This is a genomic window from Klebsiella sp. NPDC088457 (assembly GCF_044900465.1).
Taxonomy (GTDB): domain Bacteria; phylum Pseudomonadota; class Gammaproteobacteria; order Enterobacterales; family Enterobacteriaceae; genus Klebsiella.
In genome coordinates this window covers 78,922-96,790 of record NZ_JBJDNH010000017.1, presented here as the reverse complement: position 1 = coordinate 96,790, position 17,869 = coordinate 78,922, and the positions used below count along the sequence as shown (strand labels likewise).

At 58.4% G+C, this 17,869-nt stretch carries 14 protein-coding genes and 1 tRNA gene; 8 read left to right on the top strand and 7 right to left on the bottom strand.

The annotated features are described in order from the left end of the window. Nucleotides 1–25 precede the first annotated feature (25 nt). Nucleotides 26–271, bottom strand: coding sequence for a septal ring assembly protein ZapB (gene zapB / locus ACI2JR_RS12980; RefSeq protein ID WP_165905699.1), 246 nt, complete (start codon nt 269–271; stop codon nt 26–28). A 550-nt stretch (nt 272–821) separates the two neighbouring features. On the opposite strand from zapB, the gene ACI2JR_RS12975 reads away from it, so the two are divergent. The 4 genes from ACI2JR_RS12975 to ACI2JR_RS12960 all read left to right on the top strand — a co-directional run bounded on the left by ACI2JR_RS12975 (nt 822) and on the right by ACI2JR_RS12960 (nt 6,744). After that, nucleotides 822–1,670: an MIP/aquaporin family protein gene (locus ACI2JR_RS12975; protein WP_132729264.1), complete on the top strand. Its 849-nt coding sequence runs from the start codon at nt 822–824 to the stop codon at nt 1,668–1,670. Nucleotides 1,671–1,691: 21 nt separating this feature from the next. Continuing rightward, a complete protein-coding gene (glpK, locus tag ACI2JR_RS12970; protein WP_132729262.1) occupies nt 1,692–3,200 on the top strand; it encodes a glycerol kinase GlpK in 1,509 nt (502 codons plus the stop codon). Nucleotides 3,201–3,438: 238 nt separating this feature from the next. Continuing rightward, nucleotides 3,439–4,830 (top strand): nucleobase:cation symporter-2 family protein, encoded by a 1,392-nt coding sequence (locus ACI2JR_RS12965; protein ID WP_132729260.1) that lies wholly within the window; start codon nt 3,439–3,441, stop codon nt 4,828–4,830. A gap of 198 nt (nt 4,831–5,028) precedes the next feature. Continuing rightward, nucleotides 5,029–6,744 carry an AsmA family protein gene (locus ACI2JR_RS12960; protein ID WP_462478710.1) on the top strand — a complete coding sequence of 572 codons (1,716 nt, stop codon included), beginning with the start codon at nt 5,029–5,031 and terminating at the stop codon, nt 6,742–6,744. A 56-nt stretch (nt 6,745–6,800) separates the two neighbouring features. On the opposite strand, the gene ACI2JR_RS12955 is transcribed toward ACI2JR_RS12960, so the two are convergent. Beyond that, complete coding sequence (locus ACI2JR_RS12955; protein WP_462478709.1) at nt 6,801–8,435, bottom strand: Na+/H+ antiporter; 1,635 nt, start codon at nt 8,433–8,435, stop codon at nt 6,801–6,803. A gap of 543 nt (nt 8,436–8,978) precedes the next feature. Between ACI2JR_RS12955 and ACI2JR_RS12950 the strand changes: the two genes are divergently transcribed. Next, nucleotides 8,979–9,073, top strand: a tRNA-Sec gene (locus ACI2JR_RS12950). A gap of 150 nt (nt 9,074–9,223) precedes the next feature. Here ACI2JR_RS12950 and ACI2JR_RS12945 read toward each other — a convergent pair. Then, entirely contained in the window at nt 9,224–10,420 is a 1,197-nt protein-coding gene (locus ACI2JR_RS12945) for a hypothetical protein (RefSeq protein WP_462478708.1), read from the bottom strand. Nucleotides 10,421–11,195: 775 nt separating this feature from the next. Here ACI2JR_RS12945 and ACI2JR_RS12940 point away from each other — a divergent pair. Next, nucleotides 11,196–12,203 carry a zinc-binding alcohol dehydrogenase family protein gene (locus ACI2JR_RS12940; protein WP_462478707.1) on the top strand — a complete coding sequence of 336 codons (1,008 nt, stop codon included), beginning with the start codon at nt 11,196–11,198 and terminating at the stop codon, nt 12,201–12,203. Between the two features lie 202 nt (nt 12,204–12,405). Then, nucleotides 12,406–13,455, top strand: a complete 1,050-nt coding sequence (locus tag ACI2JR_RS12935; protein ID WP_462478706.1) for an NAD(P)-dependent alcohol dehydrogenase — start codon at nt 12,406–12,408, stop codon at nt 13,453–13,455. On the opposite strand, the gene ACI2JR_RS12930 is transcribed toward ACI2JR_RS12935, so the two are convergent. Further along, nucleotides 13,452–14,405, bottom strand: coding sequence for a GlxA family transcriptional regulator (locus ACI2JR_RS12930; RefSeq protein ID WP_132729248.1), 954 nt, complete (start codon nt 14,403–14,405; stop codon nt 13,452–13,454). The two genes, ACI2JR_RS12935 and ACI2JR_RS12930, sit on opposite strands and share 4 nt — an antisense overlap. A gap of 27 nt (nt 14,406–14,432) precedes the next feature. After that, nucleotides 14,433–15,212 (bottom strand): MBL fold metallo-hydrolase, encoded by a 780-nt coding sequence (locus tag ACI2JR_RS12925; protein WP_462478705.1) that lies wholly within the window; start codon nt 15,210–15,212, stop codon nt 14,433–14,435. A gap of 169 nt (nt 15,213–15,381) precedes the next feature. Here ACI2JR_RS12925 and ACI2JR_RS12920 point away from each other — a divergent pair, with 169 nt between their 5' ends. Continuing rightward, nucleotides 15,382–15,936, top strand: a complete 555-nt coding sequence (locus tag ACI2JR_RS12920; protein WP_132729244.1) for an NUDIX domain-containing protein — start codon at nt 15,382–15,384, stop codon at nt 15,934–15,936. Here ACI2JR_RS12920 and ACI2JR_RS12915 read toward each other — a convergent pair. Together ACI2JR_RS12915 and nlpA are read right to left on the bottom strand one after the other, a co-directional pair. Further along, on the bottom strand, nt 15,928–16,788 hold the full coding sequence (locus ACI2JR_RS12915) for a DMT family transporter (protein ID WP_132729242.1): 861 nt from the start codon (nt 16,786–16,788) through the stop codon (nt 15,928–15,930). The two genes, ACI2JR_RS12920 and ACI2JR_RS12915, sit on opposite strands and share 9 nt — an antisense overlap. A 24-nt stretch (nt 16,789–16,812) precedes the next feature. Beyond that, nucleotides 16,813–17,622 carry a lipoprotein NlpA gene (nlpA, locus tag ACI2JR_RS12910; RefSeq protein ID WP_132729476.1) on the bottom strand — a complete coding sequence of 270 codons (810 nt, stop codon included), beginning with the start codon at nt 17,620–17,622 and terminating at the stop codon, nt 16,813–16,815. Nucleotides 17,623–17,869 lie beyond the last annotated feature (247 nt).

The window sequence follows — 17,869 nt, the reverse complement described above, 5'->3', positions numbered from 1 at the left end:
ACGGGAGAGGGTGGGAATCAGTGGATTACACTTCTTCCATGCGGCCCAGCAGCGCCTGCAGACGATCCTGCCAGCCCTGCTGTTGTTCTCTCAGCTGGCCGTTTTCACGCTCCAGCTCTTCACGGCTGTGCTGCGCGCCCTGAACTTCCTGCGCCAGCGCGTTGTTTTTTTCTTTCAGCTCTTCGATTTCCATCTGCAACAGAGTGATGGTATCAATCGCCTGCTGTACTTTTGATTCTAATTTCTCAAACACTTCTAATGACATCGTCATACCTCTCCTGAACTTGCAAGGCGTTGATAGAGTACTATCCCGTACACGTCATCCTTCAAGCTGCTTCTGCGTTAGCGGGCCCCCTCGCTCACTTTCAGTTTGCGAGGATTCATTCGCTTGCCGTCGTGCCGCATCCCGAATGATTTTGTGTACCTACGCGGTGACGCCTTAACGAAAATAAGCGCACTACAGTGGTGATGCTGTCGATTGTATGAATCCCCGCCGCCCCTGTCCAGCGACAACCCGCGCAGATTGCGGTTTGCAACACTTTTCAGTCTATACCTGGCCCATCCGGCTCGTTTCCCCGGAACTTCTCCCGCAATTGTTAATCAATGGGTTAACAAAATTCGCCTGCCGGGGGGCGTAAATGTGTCACAACACGCGTTTATGGCGCGAAAACGCTCATTTTCTTGACGCAGCACACACATTTATATTTCGATATTTCTCGTTTTTGTTCGTTAACGATAAATTAACACTATGCCTACAAGGCAGCGTGGTCGTCTTCGACCTTCATAGATACAATAATCACCACTTCGCTTCAGGATTCGATATGAGCCAAACATCAACATTAAAAGGCCAGTGCATCGCAGAGTTCCTCGGTACCGGGTTGTTGATCTTTTTCGGCGTTGGGTGCGTCGCTGCGCTCAAAGTTGCGGGAGCCAGCTTCGGTCAGTGGGAAATCAGCATCATCTGGGGTCTGGGGGTAGCGATGGCTATCTACCTGACCGCGGGCGTATCCGGCGCTCACCTTAACCCCGCGGTCACCATCGCACTGTGGCTGTTTGCCTGCTTCGACGGGCGCAAAGTTGTTCCTTTTATCATTTCTCAATTCGCCGGCGCTTTTTGCGCAGCGGCCTTAGTTTACGGGCTTTACTACAATCTTTTCTTCGATTTCGAACACAGCCACAATATGGTGCGCGGTAGCGTCGAAAGTCTTGAACTGGCCGGCATCTTCTCCACTTACCCGAATCCGCATATCAATTTTGTGCAGGCTTTCGCGGTAGAAATGGTGATAACCGCTATCCTGATGGGCGTGATTCTGGCGCTGACCGACGACGGCAACGGTATCCCGCGCGGCCCGCTGGCGCCGCTGCTGATTGGCCTGCTAATCGCCGTTATCGGCGCGTCCATGGGGCCGCTGACCGGTTTTGCGATGAACCCGGCGCGCGATCTTGGCCCAAAAACTTTCGCCTGGCTGGCAGGCTGGGGTGAGGTCGCCTTCACCGGTGGCAAAGATATCCCTTATTTCCTGGTGCCGCTGTGCGCACCGGTGGTTGGCGCCGCGCTGGGCGCGTTCTGCTATCGCAAACTGATTGGCCGCCATCTGCCCTGCGACACCTGCGTCGAGGAAGAATCAGAAACCCCCTCCTCGACGACGCAACACAACGCTTCGCTGTAATCTGACTACGGGACTCATACTATGACCGACAAAAAATATATCGTTGCGCTCGACCAGGGCACCACCAGCTCCCGGGCCGTTGTGATGGATCACGATGCCAATATCGTCAGCGTCTCTCAGCGTGAATTTGAACAAATTTATCCTAAGCCCGGCTGGGTTGAGCACGATCCGATGGAGATTTGGGCCTCTCAAAGCTCTACGCTGGTAGAAGTGCTGGCGAAAGCCGATATCAGCTCTGACGAGATCGCCGCTATCGGCATCACCAACCAGCGTGAAACCGCCATTGTCTGGGAGCGTGAAACCGGCAAACCGATTTACAACGCCATCGTCTGGCAGTGCCGTCGTACCGCTGAAATCTGCGAGCAGCTCAAACGTGACGGAATGGAAGAGTACATTCGCAAGGCCACCGGCCTGGTGGTTGACCCGTACTTCTCCGGCACCAAAGTAAAATGGATCCTCGACCACGTGGAAGGTTCACGCGAGCGTGCAAAACGCGGCGAGCTGCTGTTCGGGACCGTGGATACCTGGCTGGTGTGGAAAATGACCCAGGGTCGCGTACACGTGACCGACTACACCAACGCCTCGCGTACCATGCTGTTCAACATCCACGAACTGGACTGGGATGACAAGATGCTGGACGCGCTGGATATTCCGCGCGCCATGCTGCCGGAAGTGCGTAAATCCTCCGAGGTATACGGCCAGACCAACATCGGTGGTAAAGGCGGTACGCGTATTCCTATCGCCGGTATCGCCGGCGACCAGCAGGCGGCGCTGTTTGGCCAGCTGTGCGTCAAAGAAGGGATGGCCAAAAACACCTACGGTACCGGGTGCTTTATGCTGATGAATACCGGCGAAAAAGCGGTCGCCTCCACCCATGGCCTGCTGACCACTATCGCCTGCGGCCCGCACGGTGAAGTGAACTATGCGCTGGAAGGCGCGGTATTCATGGCGGGGGCGTCTATTCAATGGCTGCGCGATGAAATGAAGCTGATCAACGACGCGTTCGATTCCGAATATTTCGCGACCAAAGTGAAGGACACCAACGGCGTGTATGTGGTTCCGGCGTTTACCGGCCTCGGCGCGCCGTACTGGGACCCGTATGCTCGCGGCGCCATCTTTGGCCTGACCCGCGGGGTGAATGCCAACCACATTATCCGCGCAACGCTGGAATCCATCGCCTATCAGACCCGCGACGTGCTGGAAGCCATGCAGGCTGACTCAGGCATTCGCCTGCACGCCCTGCGCGTTGACGGCGGCGCGGTCGCCAATAACTTCCTGATGCAGTTCCAGTCCGATATTCTCGGCACCCGCGTGGAGCGTCCTGAAGTGCGCGAAGTGACGGCATTGGGCGCCGCTTACCTGGCGGGCCTGGCGGTCGGTTTCTGGCAGAACCTCGATGAGCTGCAGGAGAAAGCGGTCATTGAGCGTGAGTTCCGTCCGGGGATCGAAACGACCGAGCGTAACTACCGTTACAACGGCTGGAAAAAGGCGGTGAAACGCGCCCTCGCGTGGGAAGAACACGAAGAGTAGCGCGCTCTGAACGGCCCTGGCTGCGTGTGCCTGCCGGGGCCCGCGATTTCTCCTGATAGCCCGGGGAAGGCGTGAGCCTCCCCGGGCTCTTTTTTCACGGTAACGGGAGAGAGGGAACACCGCCCCATCATCCACGTTAATTGGCCGGATAAATATTTCTCAGCAAACGCTGGCAAACGTTTGCTTTTGCACTACAGTCCGATAAAATTCCCGCTTTGCCACCTTGGGATCGTTTGTGATGTCCGTTAACACCGCCGAGTCAGAAGCTGCGCAACCGGTTGCGCATAAAACAACCAGCGAATTAATCTACCGCCTCGAAGACCGCCCGCCGCTGCCGCAAACCCTGTTCGCCGCCTTCCAGCATCTGCTGGCGATGTTTGTCGCGGTCATCACCCCGGCGTTATTAATCTGTCAGGCGCTGGGCCTCCCGGCCCAGGATACGCAGCACATCATCAGCATGTCGCTGTTCGCTTCCGGCGTGGCATCCATTATTCAGATTAAAGCCTGGGGACCGGTCGGTTCCGGCTTGCTCTCGATCCAGGGCACCAGCTTTAACTTCGTCGCCCCGCTGATTATGGGCGGTACCGCGCTCAAAACCGGCGGCGCCGACGTGCCGACGATGATGGCCGCGCTGTTCGGCACCCTGATGCTGGCCAGCTGTACGGAAATGGTCATCTCGCGCGTTCTGCACCTGGCGCGGCGGGTGATTACCCCGCTGGTCTCCGGCGTGGTGGTGATGATTATCGGCCTGTCGCTGATTCAGGTCGGGCTGACCTCCATCGGCGGCGGCTATGCGGCGATGGCCGACCATACCTTCGGCGCGCCGAAAAATCTGCTGCTGGCGGGTATCGTCCTGGCGCTGATCATTATCCTCAACCGCCAGCGCAACCCCTACCTGCGCATCGCGTCGCTGGTTATCGCCATGGCGGCGGGTTATCTGGCGGCATGGCTGCTTGATATGCTGCCGGCAAATAGCGCGCCTGCCAACGATAGCCTGATTACGGTACCGACCCCGCTCTACTACGGCCTGGGCATCGACTGGAGCCTGCTGCTGCCGCTGATGCTGGTGTTTATGATCACCTCCCTGGAAACCATTGGCGATATCACCGCCACCTCTGACGTTTCCGAGCAGCCGGTTTCCGGCCCGCTGTACATGAAGCGCCTGAAAGGCGGCGTGCTGGCCAACGGCCTGAACTCCTTTGTCTCCGCCGTCTTCAACACCTTCCCGAACTCCTGTTTCGGCCAGAATAACGGCGTGATTCAGCTGACCGGCGTCGCCAGCCGCTACGTCGGTTTTGTGGTGGCGCTGATGCTGATCGTCCTCGGGCTGTTCCCGGCGGTGAGCGGCTTTGTCCAGCACATTCCGGAGCCGGTACTCGGCGGCGCGACGCTGGTCATGTTCGGCACCATCGCCGCTTCCGGGGTGCGTATCGTCTCCCGCGAACCGCTCAACCGCCGCGCGATTCTGATTATCGCCCTGTCGCTGGCGGTGGGTCTCGGCGTTTCCCAGCAGCCGCTGATTCTGCAGTTCGCCCCTGACTGGCTGAAGAACCTGCTCTCCTCTGGCATCGCCGCCGGGGGGATCACCGCGATTGTGCTGAATTTAGTGTTCCCGCCAGAGAAGAATTAAACCCGTAGCCCCGGTGGCGCATGGCCTGCCGGGATAACGGCAGAATATCCCGGATGCGGCCTTCACACCGCCCTCCGGGTATGGCTGAATAAAACGTATCTCCCATCACTCTGTCATTCAAATAAACAACTCCTGTCTTGAGGATTGCGCATAAATCGTGCATAACAGCCCTATGTGCACTTCTCAGGATGGAAGATCATGAAATTTATTGGAAAGCTGATTCTGTGGCTAGCGATCGCCCTGGTGGTGGTGGTGATTGCCCTCTATTTCCTGCTCCAGACCCACTGGGGGTCACGTCAGGCCAGCGCCTGGTTGAGCGACGGCACCGGCTGGCAGGTTTCCTTCGATGCGATGGAGCACAACTTCTCTTCCCCTCTTCACCTGCAGCTGCAAAATGTCACCTTCGGTCGCGACGGCAAACCGCCGACGCTGGTGGCGAAAGCGGTGGATATCGGCTTCAGTACCCGCCAGTTCAGCGACCCGCTGCATGCCGACGAGATTGTGCTCAGCGACGGGACATTAAATCTTTCCCCCTCTTCCTCCTCTTTACCCTTTGCTGCCGACCGCCTGCAGTTGCGCAATATGGCGTTTAACAGCCCGGAAAGCGGCTGGGAGCTGAGCGCGCAGCGGGTGACCGGCGGCGTCAGCCCGTGGGCGCCGGAAGCGGGCGATGTGCTGGGTAAAAAAACGCAGATTCAGATGAGCGCGGGTTCGCTTACCCTCAACGGCGTTGACGCCAGCAACGTGCTGATTCAGGGAAGTATCGATAATGGCGAAGTGACGCTATCCACCCTCGGCGCCGATATCGCCCGCGGCACCCTGACCGGCAACGCCAAACGCAGCGCCGACGGCAGCTGGCGGGTGGATAACCTGCAGCTCAATGAAATTCGCCTGCAGAGCGACAAATCGCTGACGGCGTTTTTCACCCCGCTCACCACCGTCCCTGCGCTGCAAATTGGCCGTCTCGATATCACCGATGCCCGCCTGCAGGGGCCGGACTGGGCGGTTACCGACCTCGACCTTAACCTGCGTAACTTGACCCTGAGCCAGGGCGGCTGGCAGAGCGAGGACGGCACCCTATCGATGAACGCCAGTGAGTTCATTAACGGCTCGCTGCATCTGTTTGACCCGATCGCCAATGCCGAATTCTCGCCGCAGGGTATCGCGCTGCGTCAGTTCACCTCGCGCTGGGAAGGCGGAATGGTGCGCACCTCCGGCAACTGGCTGCGCGCCGGTAACGCCCTGGTGCTGGATGACACCGCCTTTGCCGGGCTGGAATACACCCTCCCCGCAAACTGGAAGCAGCTGTGGATGGAGCCGCTGCCGGCGTGGTTACAAAGCCTGACGCTGAAAAAATTTGGCGCCAGCCGCAACCTGGTGATCGACATCGATCCCACCTTCCCGTGGCAGATCACCGCCCTTGACGGTTACGGCGGGGAACTACAGCTGGTGAAAGATCGCCGCTGGGGCATATGGAACGGCAGCGCGACGCTGAATGCCGCCGCCGCGACCTTTAACCGCATCGACGTCCGCCGCCCGTCGCTGAAGCTCAGCGCGAACGCCGCAACGGTGAATATCAGCGAGCTCAGCGCCTTTACCGAACGCGGTATTCTGCAGGCCAGCGCGGTGGTATCGCAGCTTCCTCAGCGCCAGGTCACCCTGAGCCTCAACGGCCGCGGCGTTCCGCTGAATATCCTGCAGGGGTGGGGCTGGCCCGCGCTACCGGTTGCCGGCGATGGCAATTTTCAGCTGACCGCCAGCGGTAGTCTGCTGGCTGACGCCCCGCTGAAGCCTACGGTGAACGGCCAACTCAGCGCGGTGAATATGGAGAAGCAACAGGTTGCGCAAGTCATGCGCAACGGCCAGGTGAGCAGTGCGCCGACGCAGCCGGTACCTGCGCCGATCGTACCTTGAGTCCCCGGCTCCTCTCCCGGTATCCGCCGGGAGAGGAGCCGGGCGATATTGCGACTTTAATGCAGGCTCTCTTCTTTCAGGTCAATCGCCCTGAGCGCCTGCTGGAACGTGGTATCGCTGATGTTCCTGGCACGGCGAAGTCTGAATAACTCATTGCGCTGCGCGACGATCGCCTCCCGCTGCATCTCTCTCTCCAGACGCGCTCGCTGAGTCAACTCTTTCCCGACATCGCTGCCGTCATCGCTGTCGTTATAGTGAAGCCGGCGCTGATATGTCTCCAGAAGCACGTTGCCCGCATCTGCGCGAATGGCTTCCTCCTGCGGGTCGTCTACCGGCTGGCTCAGCAATTCATTCAGGCGGTTAATCGCCGCTTCGGTAAGCGCCGCGCCGATGTTGCTACTCCCTGAATCATGCGGTAAATCGTCGGCGAGAAACCGGGTCATATACGGGAGCCCGATAGCCGCCACGATGAGAGAGAGTAAAATCACCGCCATCGACAGGAAGATCAACAATTCCCGTCCCGGGAAAGGTGAGCCATCCGCCAGCACGACGGGCAGGGTCAGAATACCCGCCAGCGTCACCGATCCTTTCACTCCGGCCAGGGCCATCACCGCCATGACGCTGAAGCGAGGGCGTATGAGGGTCACCTTTCCACTGCGTTTCTGACGGAATACCGTCAGCGTCATGGAAAGCCATACCCAACAGAAGCGCATGCCGCCGAGGGCCAGGGTGATAACGACGGCATACAACAGCAAATACCACGGTGAGGTGACCCCTGCCTGACGGGCCACGTCCGGCAGGGTCTGAAGCATGCGGGGAAGCTGCTCGCCCAGCATCAGGAATATCATCCCGTTGAGGGTGGTCTGCAGCATATTCCAGACCGCGCTGCTCTTCATCCGCGTCGCCGGGAGACGGGGACCGGACAGCTGCTCATAGTGCATGGCAATCCCTGCGGCGACAGCGGCCAGGATCCCCGACACATGGACGCTTTCGGCCAGCAGATAGGCCGCAAACGGGATCAGCAGACTAATCAGTATCTGTATTGCCGGTTCTTCACGGGTCCGCCTGACGAGAAAATTATTGCACTTGCCGGTCACCCAGACGACGACCAGACCGCTGAGGATCCCCCCGAAGGCCATCAGGAAAAACTTCAGCACCGCATCGCCCGGGGAGAAGCTTCCGGTCATAACGGCGGCTACGGCAAAATTGAAGGCCACCAGGCCGGACGCATCGTTTAACAACGATTCCCCTTCCAGGACATGCCCCATCCTGGACGGTAGCGGGGAACTGGCCGTCATCGCCGAGACCGCAACCGGATCCGTCGGCGAGAGGATTGCCGCGAGCGCAAAACCGGCCGCGACCGTCACCGCCGGGATCAGCCAGTGGATAAACCAGCCGATGCCAAGAATCGTCACCAGCACCAGCCCGACGGCCAGGGACAGGATCGGCTTCATATCGCTGAAAAAGGCGTCTTTTGGGATTCGCCAGCCGTCCAGAAACAGCAGGGGCGGAATAAACAGCAGCAAAAAAATATGGGGGTCAAAATCGACCTGGAAACCGCCGGCGGCTAAAGCCGCACCGGCAGCAATCTGAATCAGTGGCAACGGGATCTTTACCGGCAAAAGATGGAATAAAAACACGGTAACCACAATCGCCATCATAAATACCAGCACAATGGTAATCAGTGACATTCACTCCCTCCTTTACCAGTAGCAGGTCTCTTACGCATACGTCCCCTCTCCTTTTCCTTAATCTGACGTGTAGGGGATAAATTAACATGACTGCCAACCATTTCTTAACAACAGCGGGACATAATCCCGCTGGCGGAAGATCGCCGGAAGCGAACGGCGGCGAATATCGGAGTACGGCCTGCGGACAGAGGGCCGCGACGCTGAGGAGAGGAAATTAAAAAAACGATATACAACATGATATTACCACTAAATTTGCCGATAACGGCATTCGCGGCTGCGCAGAGGTAACATCGCTAACAGCGCCGGACAGTTACCGCTCAGCAGCGATAAATCACGGTCTCTGGTTATCACATTACGTCTCTTATTTAATAGGTACGATAACCCAAAAGAATAACGAAAAGTGTAACCCACGGATTTTGCGAGGTTTTGTGTAAGAGTGTTCTGTAAAGTCCAGTTTTAACAGTAAAAAAGTGCATTCAGGTATGTGGTAAATGCCTGAAAGTAGCTATAATGCGCCCCGCCTCCATGTAGCAATCGAGGCGCGGAAGATCGTCATCTCCGGTGAGGTGGCTGGACTTCAAATCCAGTTGGGGCCGCCAGCGGTCCCGGGCAGGTTCAACTCCTGTGATCTTCCGCCAATCTCTGCAAATTTGTCACTGTCTCCAGCAATAAAACAGCCTGGTAAATCCTTCCGATAGCATCGGGAGTATGCGTTCCACAGGCAGATTGTTATGCCGCGCCAATCCCCCGCTCATACCGCCGCCGCAAAACCCCCGCCCCGCTTGTCATCAAAAGTAATACCCAATATTGACGTTGCTACGGAAATACCATTTCCCGCTGCCCGCGGATTCGGTGCTGGTCCAGCCGGTCGCGTTAAGTGCGCCGCCCCAGGGATTGACGTTCTTCGCCCAGCTGAGGTCGATCCACAGCATCACCGGCAGGGCAAATACCTGCACGCCGACGGTGTTCATCTGAGAATTTTGCCAGCCGCTTTTGTCTTTCCACAGCACGCTGTAGTCGTTGTAGAAGCGCAGCTTTGACACCCCCCCCCACTTCACATCGACGTCGCGGGCGAGGTTAAGTGACGCGGTGGTGGCTTTCGCCGGAATAAGATAGGCCGGGGTCAGGCCATTACCGCCCATCAGGATGGTATCGTCGCTGACGCCCGGCGGGTTCTTCGGATCGTATTGATAGCGAATCACCTGCGATGTGAGCTGCCACGGTCCGTGATGCAGCATTCCGTGCAGACCCGCCGCCCAGAAGCTCCCGTCATCGTCCGTTTCGCGGTTATGCAGACGCGCCAGCGCCAGCGAGCCGCCCAGTTCGTTATTCCAGCCGCCGCCGTGAAAATCCCGGGCAAGGCGCACGTTGAGCTGGTCGCGCTTCTCGTTGCGCTGCTGGTGCTGACTCGGGTAAAGGGTGTTTTTCAGACGGCTGTAATCGCCCACGTCCGGCGCATAGCGCAGGTTTTCCGGCGCCATCCACGGGAAATACGCCACATCCAGCGCCCAGTTATTATCGTGATATTGATAATTCACCCCGCTACCGGCATTCACGCCAAAACCTAAATAAAAGGGAATGCCGTAAGACCAGCCAAATTGCGGATAGGGCTCAAGGCCAAAAGGTTTACCCGGGATACCGAGCGTAATATTATTATTGTTATTTAAACGATAGCCCACATATGCCCGATCGATGGCGTATTTATGGTGATCCTGAAACCAGAATCCGGCGTCAAAAAAATAGTCATTGTAAAAACCGCTGCTGTCGAGACGAAAAGTATCAAAACGCAGATGCGGCGGGTGGCGGTAATTACTGCCGTTCCAGTCTTCATAGCGGTAATTTGCCCGCAGCGCGCCGCCGAAATCGACTCCGGCGAGGCTATCCGCACTGCGCCAGCCGATGTGCGGGAACGGTTTGCCATCCTCCGCCTGTGCGAAGCCACCGGTACACGCGCCCAGCAGCAGGGTGATGATAATTTTACGCATAGCACATGCCTCACTTTATCTTTTAATAAGCAACAGAAGGCCGCCGCCGCTCAATATCGGCGTTTTTTTATAGGTTTGTCTCAGCAGTGAAACAATTAATTAAATAGTCCGGAGATAATATTTTTGTCTCAAATATGAAACTCAGTTTATTATTTGATATCGGGAAAGTCGCATGTGCCGGGATGGGAGTCAAGACGTAAACCTTGAGCTATAACGCAATATTATTATTCAGCACCTCCATAATTAATATTTGCGCAGTCTACGCAAAAATATTCTCAAATATGAAACTAAAAAAGTAAGTCGCTATACCTGCCTATCGTTAAGAGCGTCACAGAAATGTGCCGAAGCAGAGCCGGTTCAGCGCCGGCGTTGAATATTTTCTCCAGATGCGGCTCATGGCCTCCGGGCGGCGGCGATGCCCTTTCATTTTTTAGGATTATTCTGGACATTCTTTATCTCAAGCTCTCCACCAGCCATGCTGCCCTATTTCCACCCCCCTCAGCCCCCTCTGGTTATGGCATTTTCATCTGATCGCCGTTTTTTTATCCGCCGCCGTGACGGCGCTGGCCCGGCAGATTCGATGTTAATCGCCGGTGACGACGGGGCCAGGGTTATGGCCCCAGACCTGCTCGCCAAACCGCCACGCTCCCCGACGTAGCCCATTTTCTCTTTTTCCCTATAACTCTTATCGCCCGCGCCCCGTTTTTCCCACTCCGCCCACGGTCTACCCTTAAAGGATACCCACAAGACATCCCATTCGATAACCGGAGAGTGTATGAAAGCGATCGCCATTACCCACGCCGCCGCCGAAGGCAGCAACATCCCATTTTTAAGTGACATCGAACTGCCGGTTCCGTTCGCCGCAGGGCATGACCTGCTGGTTGAAGTGAAGGCCATTTCCGTCAACCCGGTGGATACCAAAGTGCGCGCCGGATTTAACGCCGATACCCCGCGCGTGCTGGGTTGGGATGCGGTCGGGGTAGTGAAATCCGTGGGTGAGGCGGTGACCTTGTTCGCCCCGGGTGATGAAGTCTGGTACGCCGGGGCGCTGGGGCGTCCGGGTAGCAATAGCGAGTTTCAGCTCGTCGACGAACGGATCGTCGCCCTGAAACCGCGCTCGCTGGATAACGCGTCTGCCGCCGCCCTGCCGCTGACGGCGATCACCGCATGGGAGTTGCTATTTGACCGTCTGGGCGTACAGGAAGGGGGTAACGCCGGGGATACGCTGCTGATTGTCGGCGCGGCGGGCGGCGTTGGTTCCATCCTCACCCAGCTGGCCCGCAGGCTGACCGGCATGACGGTAATCGGCACGGCCTCGCGCCCTGAAAGCCAGCAGTGGGTGGTTGACGCCGGGGCGCACCACGTGATCGATCACAGCAAACCGCTCGGCGACGAGCTGGCGCGGATTGGCGTGGAAGCGGTAACGCACGTCGCCAGCCTGACCCATACCGAACAGCATTACGCACAGCTGATTGCCGCCCTCGCCCCGCAGGGCAAACTGGCGCTGATTGACGATCCGGAAACCCTCGACGCCCGTCCGCTGAAGGCTAAAAGCATTTCGCTGCACTGGGAGTTTATGTTCACCCGTTCGATGTTTGAAACGCCGGATATGATTGCCCAGCATCAGCTGCTGACCCGCGTCGCTGGCCTGATTGACGATAAGACCATCAGGACCACGCTGGGCGAGCATTACGGCAAGATTACCGCCGGGAATCTGCAGAAAGCGCATACCCAGCTTGAAACCGGGCGTTCCGTCGGCAAAATCGTGCTGGAAGGGTTTTAAACTCGCCCATTGCGCCTGATTATCTGAGGCCTGTTGAAGCGCTGTCCTGCTTCCCCGTCATGCGGGGAAGCCCCTTCTTTTTAACACTCTGAGCTAATCTCCGCACGCCCGGCGCTGACCAGGCTACGCTTACCGTTGCCGCCAAAAAGCAGGTCACCCCCTCCGTATTATTCAGCACGCTCATTCAGAAAGAGGTTTCACTATGCAGATCAATGCTATTGGTACGTACTCCGCCACCCAACCGTTAAAATCAATGGCTATCTCACGCCGCGATCCCGGGCCGAACGATGTCCAGATCGCCATCAATTACTGCGGCGTCTGCCATTCGGATCTTCACCAGGCGCGATCCGAATGGGCCGGCACGCTCTACCCTTGCGTACCGGGGCACGAAATCGTCGGTCAGGTGACCGCCATCGGCAATCAGGTCTCCGGGGTCAACGTCGGCGATCTGGTCGGGGTCGGCTGTATGGTCGACAGCTGTCAGCAGTGTGAAGAGTGCGAGGCAGGGCTGGAAAACTACTGCGACCATACCGTGCTGACCTATAACAGTCCGACGACAGACGCGCCCGGGCACACGCTCGGCGGTTATTCTCAGCAGATTGTGGTTCATCAACGCTTCGTGCTGCATATCCGCCATCCGAAGGAACAGCTCGCCGCCGTGGCGCCGCTGCTATGTGCGGGCATCACGACCTGGTCGCCGCTACGCCACTGGAACGTCGGCCCGGGTAAAAAAGTGGGCGTCGTCGGCATCGGCGGATTGGGGCATATGGGGATCAAGTTGGCCCACGCCCTGGGAGCTCACGTGGTGGCTTTTACCACCTCGGAAACAAAGCGCGAAGCGGCGAAAGAGCTGGGCGCGGATGAAGTCGTGGTGTCGCGCAACGAGGACGAAATGGCGGCGCATGTGAAAAGTTTCGACTTCATCCTCAACACCGTGGCGGCGCCACACAATCTCGACGCGTTCACCACCTTGCTCAAACGCGATGGCACCCTGACCTTAGTCGGCGCCCCGGCCACGCCGCACCCTTCACCGGAAGTGTTTAATCTGATTTTCCGCCGTCGGTCGATTGCCGGCTCGATGATTGGCGGGATCCCGGAAACCCAGGAGATGCTCGATTTCTGCGCCGAACACGGCATCGTCGCCGATATTGAGCTCATTCGCGGCGATCAGATCAACGAAGCCTGGGAGCGGATGGTTAAAGGCGATGTGAAATATCGCTTCGTGATTGATAGCGCCACGCTCGCCGGCTAAGCGCCGCGCCGGAAGGTACGCCGCCACTCCGCCGGACTGACGCCAAAGCGGGATTTAAACTGCTGACGCCAGGTCACGGCGGAACGAAAACCGACCCTCTCCGCCACCTGCTCGACGGGCATATCGCCCGCTTCAAGGAGCAGCTGGCTACGCCGCAGACGTTCGGCGGTAAGCCAGCCGGCGATACTCATGCCGGTGGCGCGAGCGAAATGGCGGGTCAACGTCCGGCGGCTCATCGCCATCACCTGCGCCAGCGCGTCAAGGTTGTGCGGCTCGTGGATGCGCTGCTGAAGATACTCCAGCAGGTAGTTAATCCGTGCATCGCGGGTATTTTTCGGCACCGGCTGGGCGATAAATTGCGCCTGGCCACCTTCACGATGCGGTGGCACGATCATCCGCCGGGCAATCTGGTTGGCGACAACGCTGCCAAACCGCTGGCGGATGATATACAGGCAGCAGTCGAGCGCCGCCGCGGTGCCCGCCGAGGTAATGATCCGCTGGTCATCGACATACAGTGCGTTGATATCCAGCTGCACCTGAGGAAACAGCCGCTGAAAATCCTGTTCGAACTCCCAGTGGGTCGCCGCCCGCTTGCCGTCCAGCAGCCCGGCATAGCCGAGAACAAAGGCGCCGAGACACAGGCCGACAATCTGCGCGCCGTTATCTCTTGCCCGGAGCAGGCCGTCGAGCAACGACTGCGGCGGGCGCTGATGTACCGCGCCCCAGTAGGGCACCACCACGATGTCGGCCTGCTCCAGCGTGGCGAAATCAGCGCTGGCGTTCAGGGCAAAGCCGTCGCCAGCGGTCAGCAATCCCGGCCGCTCGGCGCAGATATGCAGGTTAAAACGTTTGGTTGCCGAGACGCTATCGCCAAACAGCATACAGGGAACCGCGTAGTGAAAAGGGCTGAACCCGTCCACCGCGACCATGGCTACCTCGGTTAATGTCATCGCCCTCTCCGCTCCCCCGCTGCTGGTTTAAAAGATAATACTTTCCCCATCCTGCGGGATGCTGACTACGTCGGCAATCTGATTATCAGCCACATACTCGCGCAGCTCCTCGCGGCTGAGCAGACAGTGGTTTATCGCCTCGAGATGGATGGCGACAATTTTCGCCTCCGGTAGGGTGAAGTGCGTTTTCAGCACATCCTCTTTACCCATAATAATCGGGCCGAAGCCGATCGCGTGCGCATACCCGGCATTCAGCACCACCACATCGGGGCGCAGTCGCAGCATATCGGCCTCAATGTCAGGGCGCCAGAGGGTGTCGCCCACCAGCCATAGCGTTTTCTCCTGCGGATGACGAAACACCACGCCACAGGCCTCGCCAAGGCGCTCCGCCATGGCCGGTACGGCGTAGGCGCGGTCGCTGCCGTGCTGCCCGGAGGTGGTTTTCTGCAGGGCGATACCGGCAAATTCGCTCTCTGCCGCAAGCAGGCGAATATCGACAAATCCCTGTTCGCGCAGCAGCCGGGCATCGGCCTCGTGCTGGACAAACACCGGCAGCGTTTTCGGGATCGCGGCGATCGCCGCCTCATCCCAGTGATCGAGATGAGTATGGGTCACGATCGCGGCGTCAACATCCACAATGATGGCGCGGGGAAAAGGCAGTTCTACCAGCGGGTTACGCAGCCCGGCGCGGGCGGTGCCGGGAAAGCCCGGCCAGGCGCCCCGATCCGCCAGCATCGGGTCAATCAGGAATTTTTTTCCTGCATATTCAATTATCTGAGTCGAATTACGGATATGGGTCATTTTCATGATGTTCACTCCTCTTCCAGGTAAGCTGGCGAACATCGTACGTCCCACAAGCCTGCGGCAATATGGGCATTTGGGCAATGAGCGATGAGATTGGGCCAACTTCGCGCGGTTGCCATCCGCTCCCGGCTATGGTGTGCTGAACGCCCCCTTTTCAGGAGAAGTGGCCATCATGAAGAAGAGACTCACCGCCGCCGATATGCACGACGCCGAGGTGATCGCGCACACCCCGTGGTTCAGCATGCGCAAGGTGGCGATCGACGTCACCGACGCCGAACGTCGCGATTTTTACTCCATCCACTACCCGCGCCCGGCGGTAGGTATCGTGGCCATGCAGCAGGACAAAGTGCTGCTGATTCGCCACTACCGCTATCTGATCGATCGGGTAGTGTGGGCGATTCCCTCCGGTGGTATTGATGAAGGCGAAGAGCCGCGCGCGGCGGCGCTGCGCGAGCTGCGGGAAGAGACCGGCTACCAGGCGCAAGATGTTGAAGAGCTTATCCGCTACAACCCGTCCTACGGCAGCAGCGACCAGCTGTTTATCACCTGGCTGGCCCGCGATCTGGCGTTCGTCGGAATGGATGCGGATCAGGATGAAGTGATGGAAACGGGCTGGTTTACGTTCGCCGAAATCAGCCAGCTGATCGCCCGCGGCGAGATGCCTGACGGGCTGTCGCTGGTGCCGCTGCTGCATCTGATGGCGCAGCAGCATAACGGTTTAGCGTAATGGCCTGAGCATCCGCCAGCGGAACCACAGCTGGGCGACCAGGATCAGCATGCCGCCGATAATCTTCTGCAGCGGCAGCTGCTCGCCATACCACAACGCGGCGGCAATCACCGTCAGCAGCGGCTCCAGCACCATAATAATCGCGGCGCTCGCCACCGCCGCGTACTTCTGCCCCTTCATTTGCAGGCCAAAGCGTAGACTGGTGGCGATGACGATACTGGCCAGCAGCCAGCCAAAGGTTGGCAGCGTAAACGGCTGATCCCAGGTTTCTACGGCGGCGGAGATCCCCAGCCCAACCAGCCCGGTGATCCCCAGCTGCACGGTGGTGAGCGGGATCAGCGGCACCTCGCGGGCGCAGCTGCTGGTGTAGCAAAACCAAATCGACTGCACCAGCGCGGTCAGCAGAAACCAGCCCTGGCTGGGGTGAAACGCAATCGGCATATGCAAGCTAAGTAGCCCGAGGCCAACGATCGCCACCGGCAGGCACTCCCAGTACGCCCGCGCCGGACGCGCTTTCATCATCGCCCATGCGGTGAGCGGCACAAACAGCATCGACAGGCTCATGATAAACGCCCCCTCACCCAGCGAGGCGGTGGTCGACACCGAGTAAATCCACAGGCACAGGTTCAGCGCAAACCACAGCCCGCTGATGACAATCCGCCGCCAGTGCTGCTTCTCCACGCGAAAGCCGCGGCAGAACGGCAGCAGCAGCAGGGCGGCAAAAAAGAACCGCAGGCCGAGGAAGGCGAAAACCGGCATCCCTGCAATGGCCTCACGCGAAAATATCCATCCACATGCGGCGATAACCGTTGCGGCGATCAGCAGCAGATCGGCCTGACGCTGGCGGACCATATTCACTCCTCCTTGTGTTGACGATTACCAGCCCGGGACCGCGCCGCCGTTGAAGATGGTCTCTGCCGCCTTCGCCACTTCCGGCGACTGATAGGACTGCATGAATTCCTTCACGTTTTCCGCGTCTTTATTCTCTTCGCGGGTGACGATGATATTCACATACGGCGAGTTTTTATCTTCAATGAAGATCCCGTCACGCACCGGCGACAGTCCGGTTTGCTGGAGGTAGGTGGTGCTGATGATCGCGACATCGACCTTCGGGTCGTCAAGCACGCGCGGCAGCTGCGCCCCTTCCAGTTCCATGATGTTCAGGTTATGCGGGTTGGCGGTGATATCCACCGCCGTCGGCAGCAGGCCGGTGCCCGCTTTGAGGGTTACCAACTGCTCTTTTTGCAACAGGAGCAACGCGCGGCCAAGGTTGGTGGGGTCGTTCGGAATGGCGATGGTGGCGCCGTCTTTCAGCTCGGCCAGCGACTTAATTTTGCGCGAATAGCCCGCCATCGGGAACACGAAGGTGTTGCCGACCGCCACCAGATGGTAGCTATGCGCTTTATTATCTTGTTCAAGGAACGGCCGGTGCTGGAAGACGTTAGCGTCCAGATCCCCGGCGTTTGTCGCCTCGTTCGGCAACAGCGAACCGCTGAAGCCCACCAGTTCGACATCAAGGCCATATTTCTCTTTGGCGACCTTTTTCGCGACTTCTGCCACATCCTGTTCCGCGCCGTTGATCACGCCGACTTTAATGTGTTTCGCATCGCTACCTTTCTGGTCGCAGCCCGCCAGCAGCAGACCCGCCAGCACCACGGCGGCGGCTGTCCGTAAACGCAATGTCATCATTTTTACCCTGTCAGTCCATAGAAAATCGTTATTATTTTTCATCCGAAACTATAACGACTTTAGGCGCAGGTTTTAAACTGCAAAAGTCGCAACAGGAAATAAAATCATCTGCCGCTGTTTGACTGTATGGGTAGGTGATCGCGTCAATTGTCCGGCGCTGTTCCCCGCTGGCGGCGTAAACGCCTTCGGCCGGGCTACCGCAGCCGCTCGCCTGCCGCAATAACGGCAGGCGCTGATGGCAAAG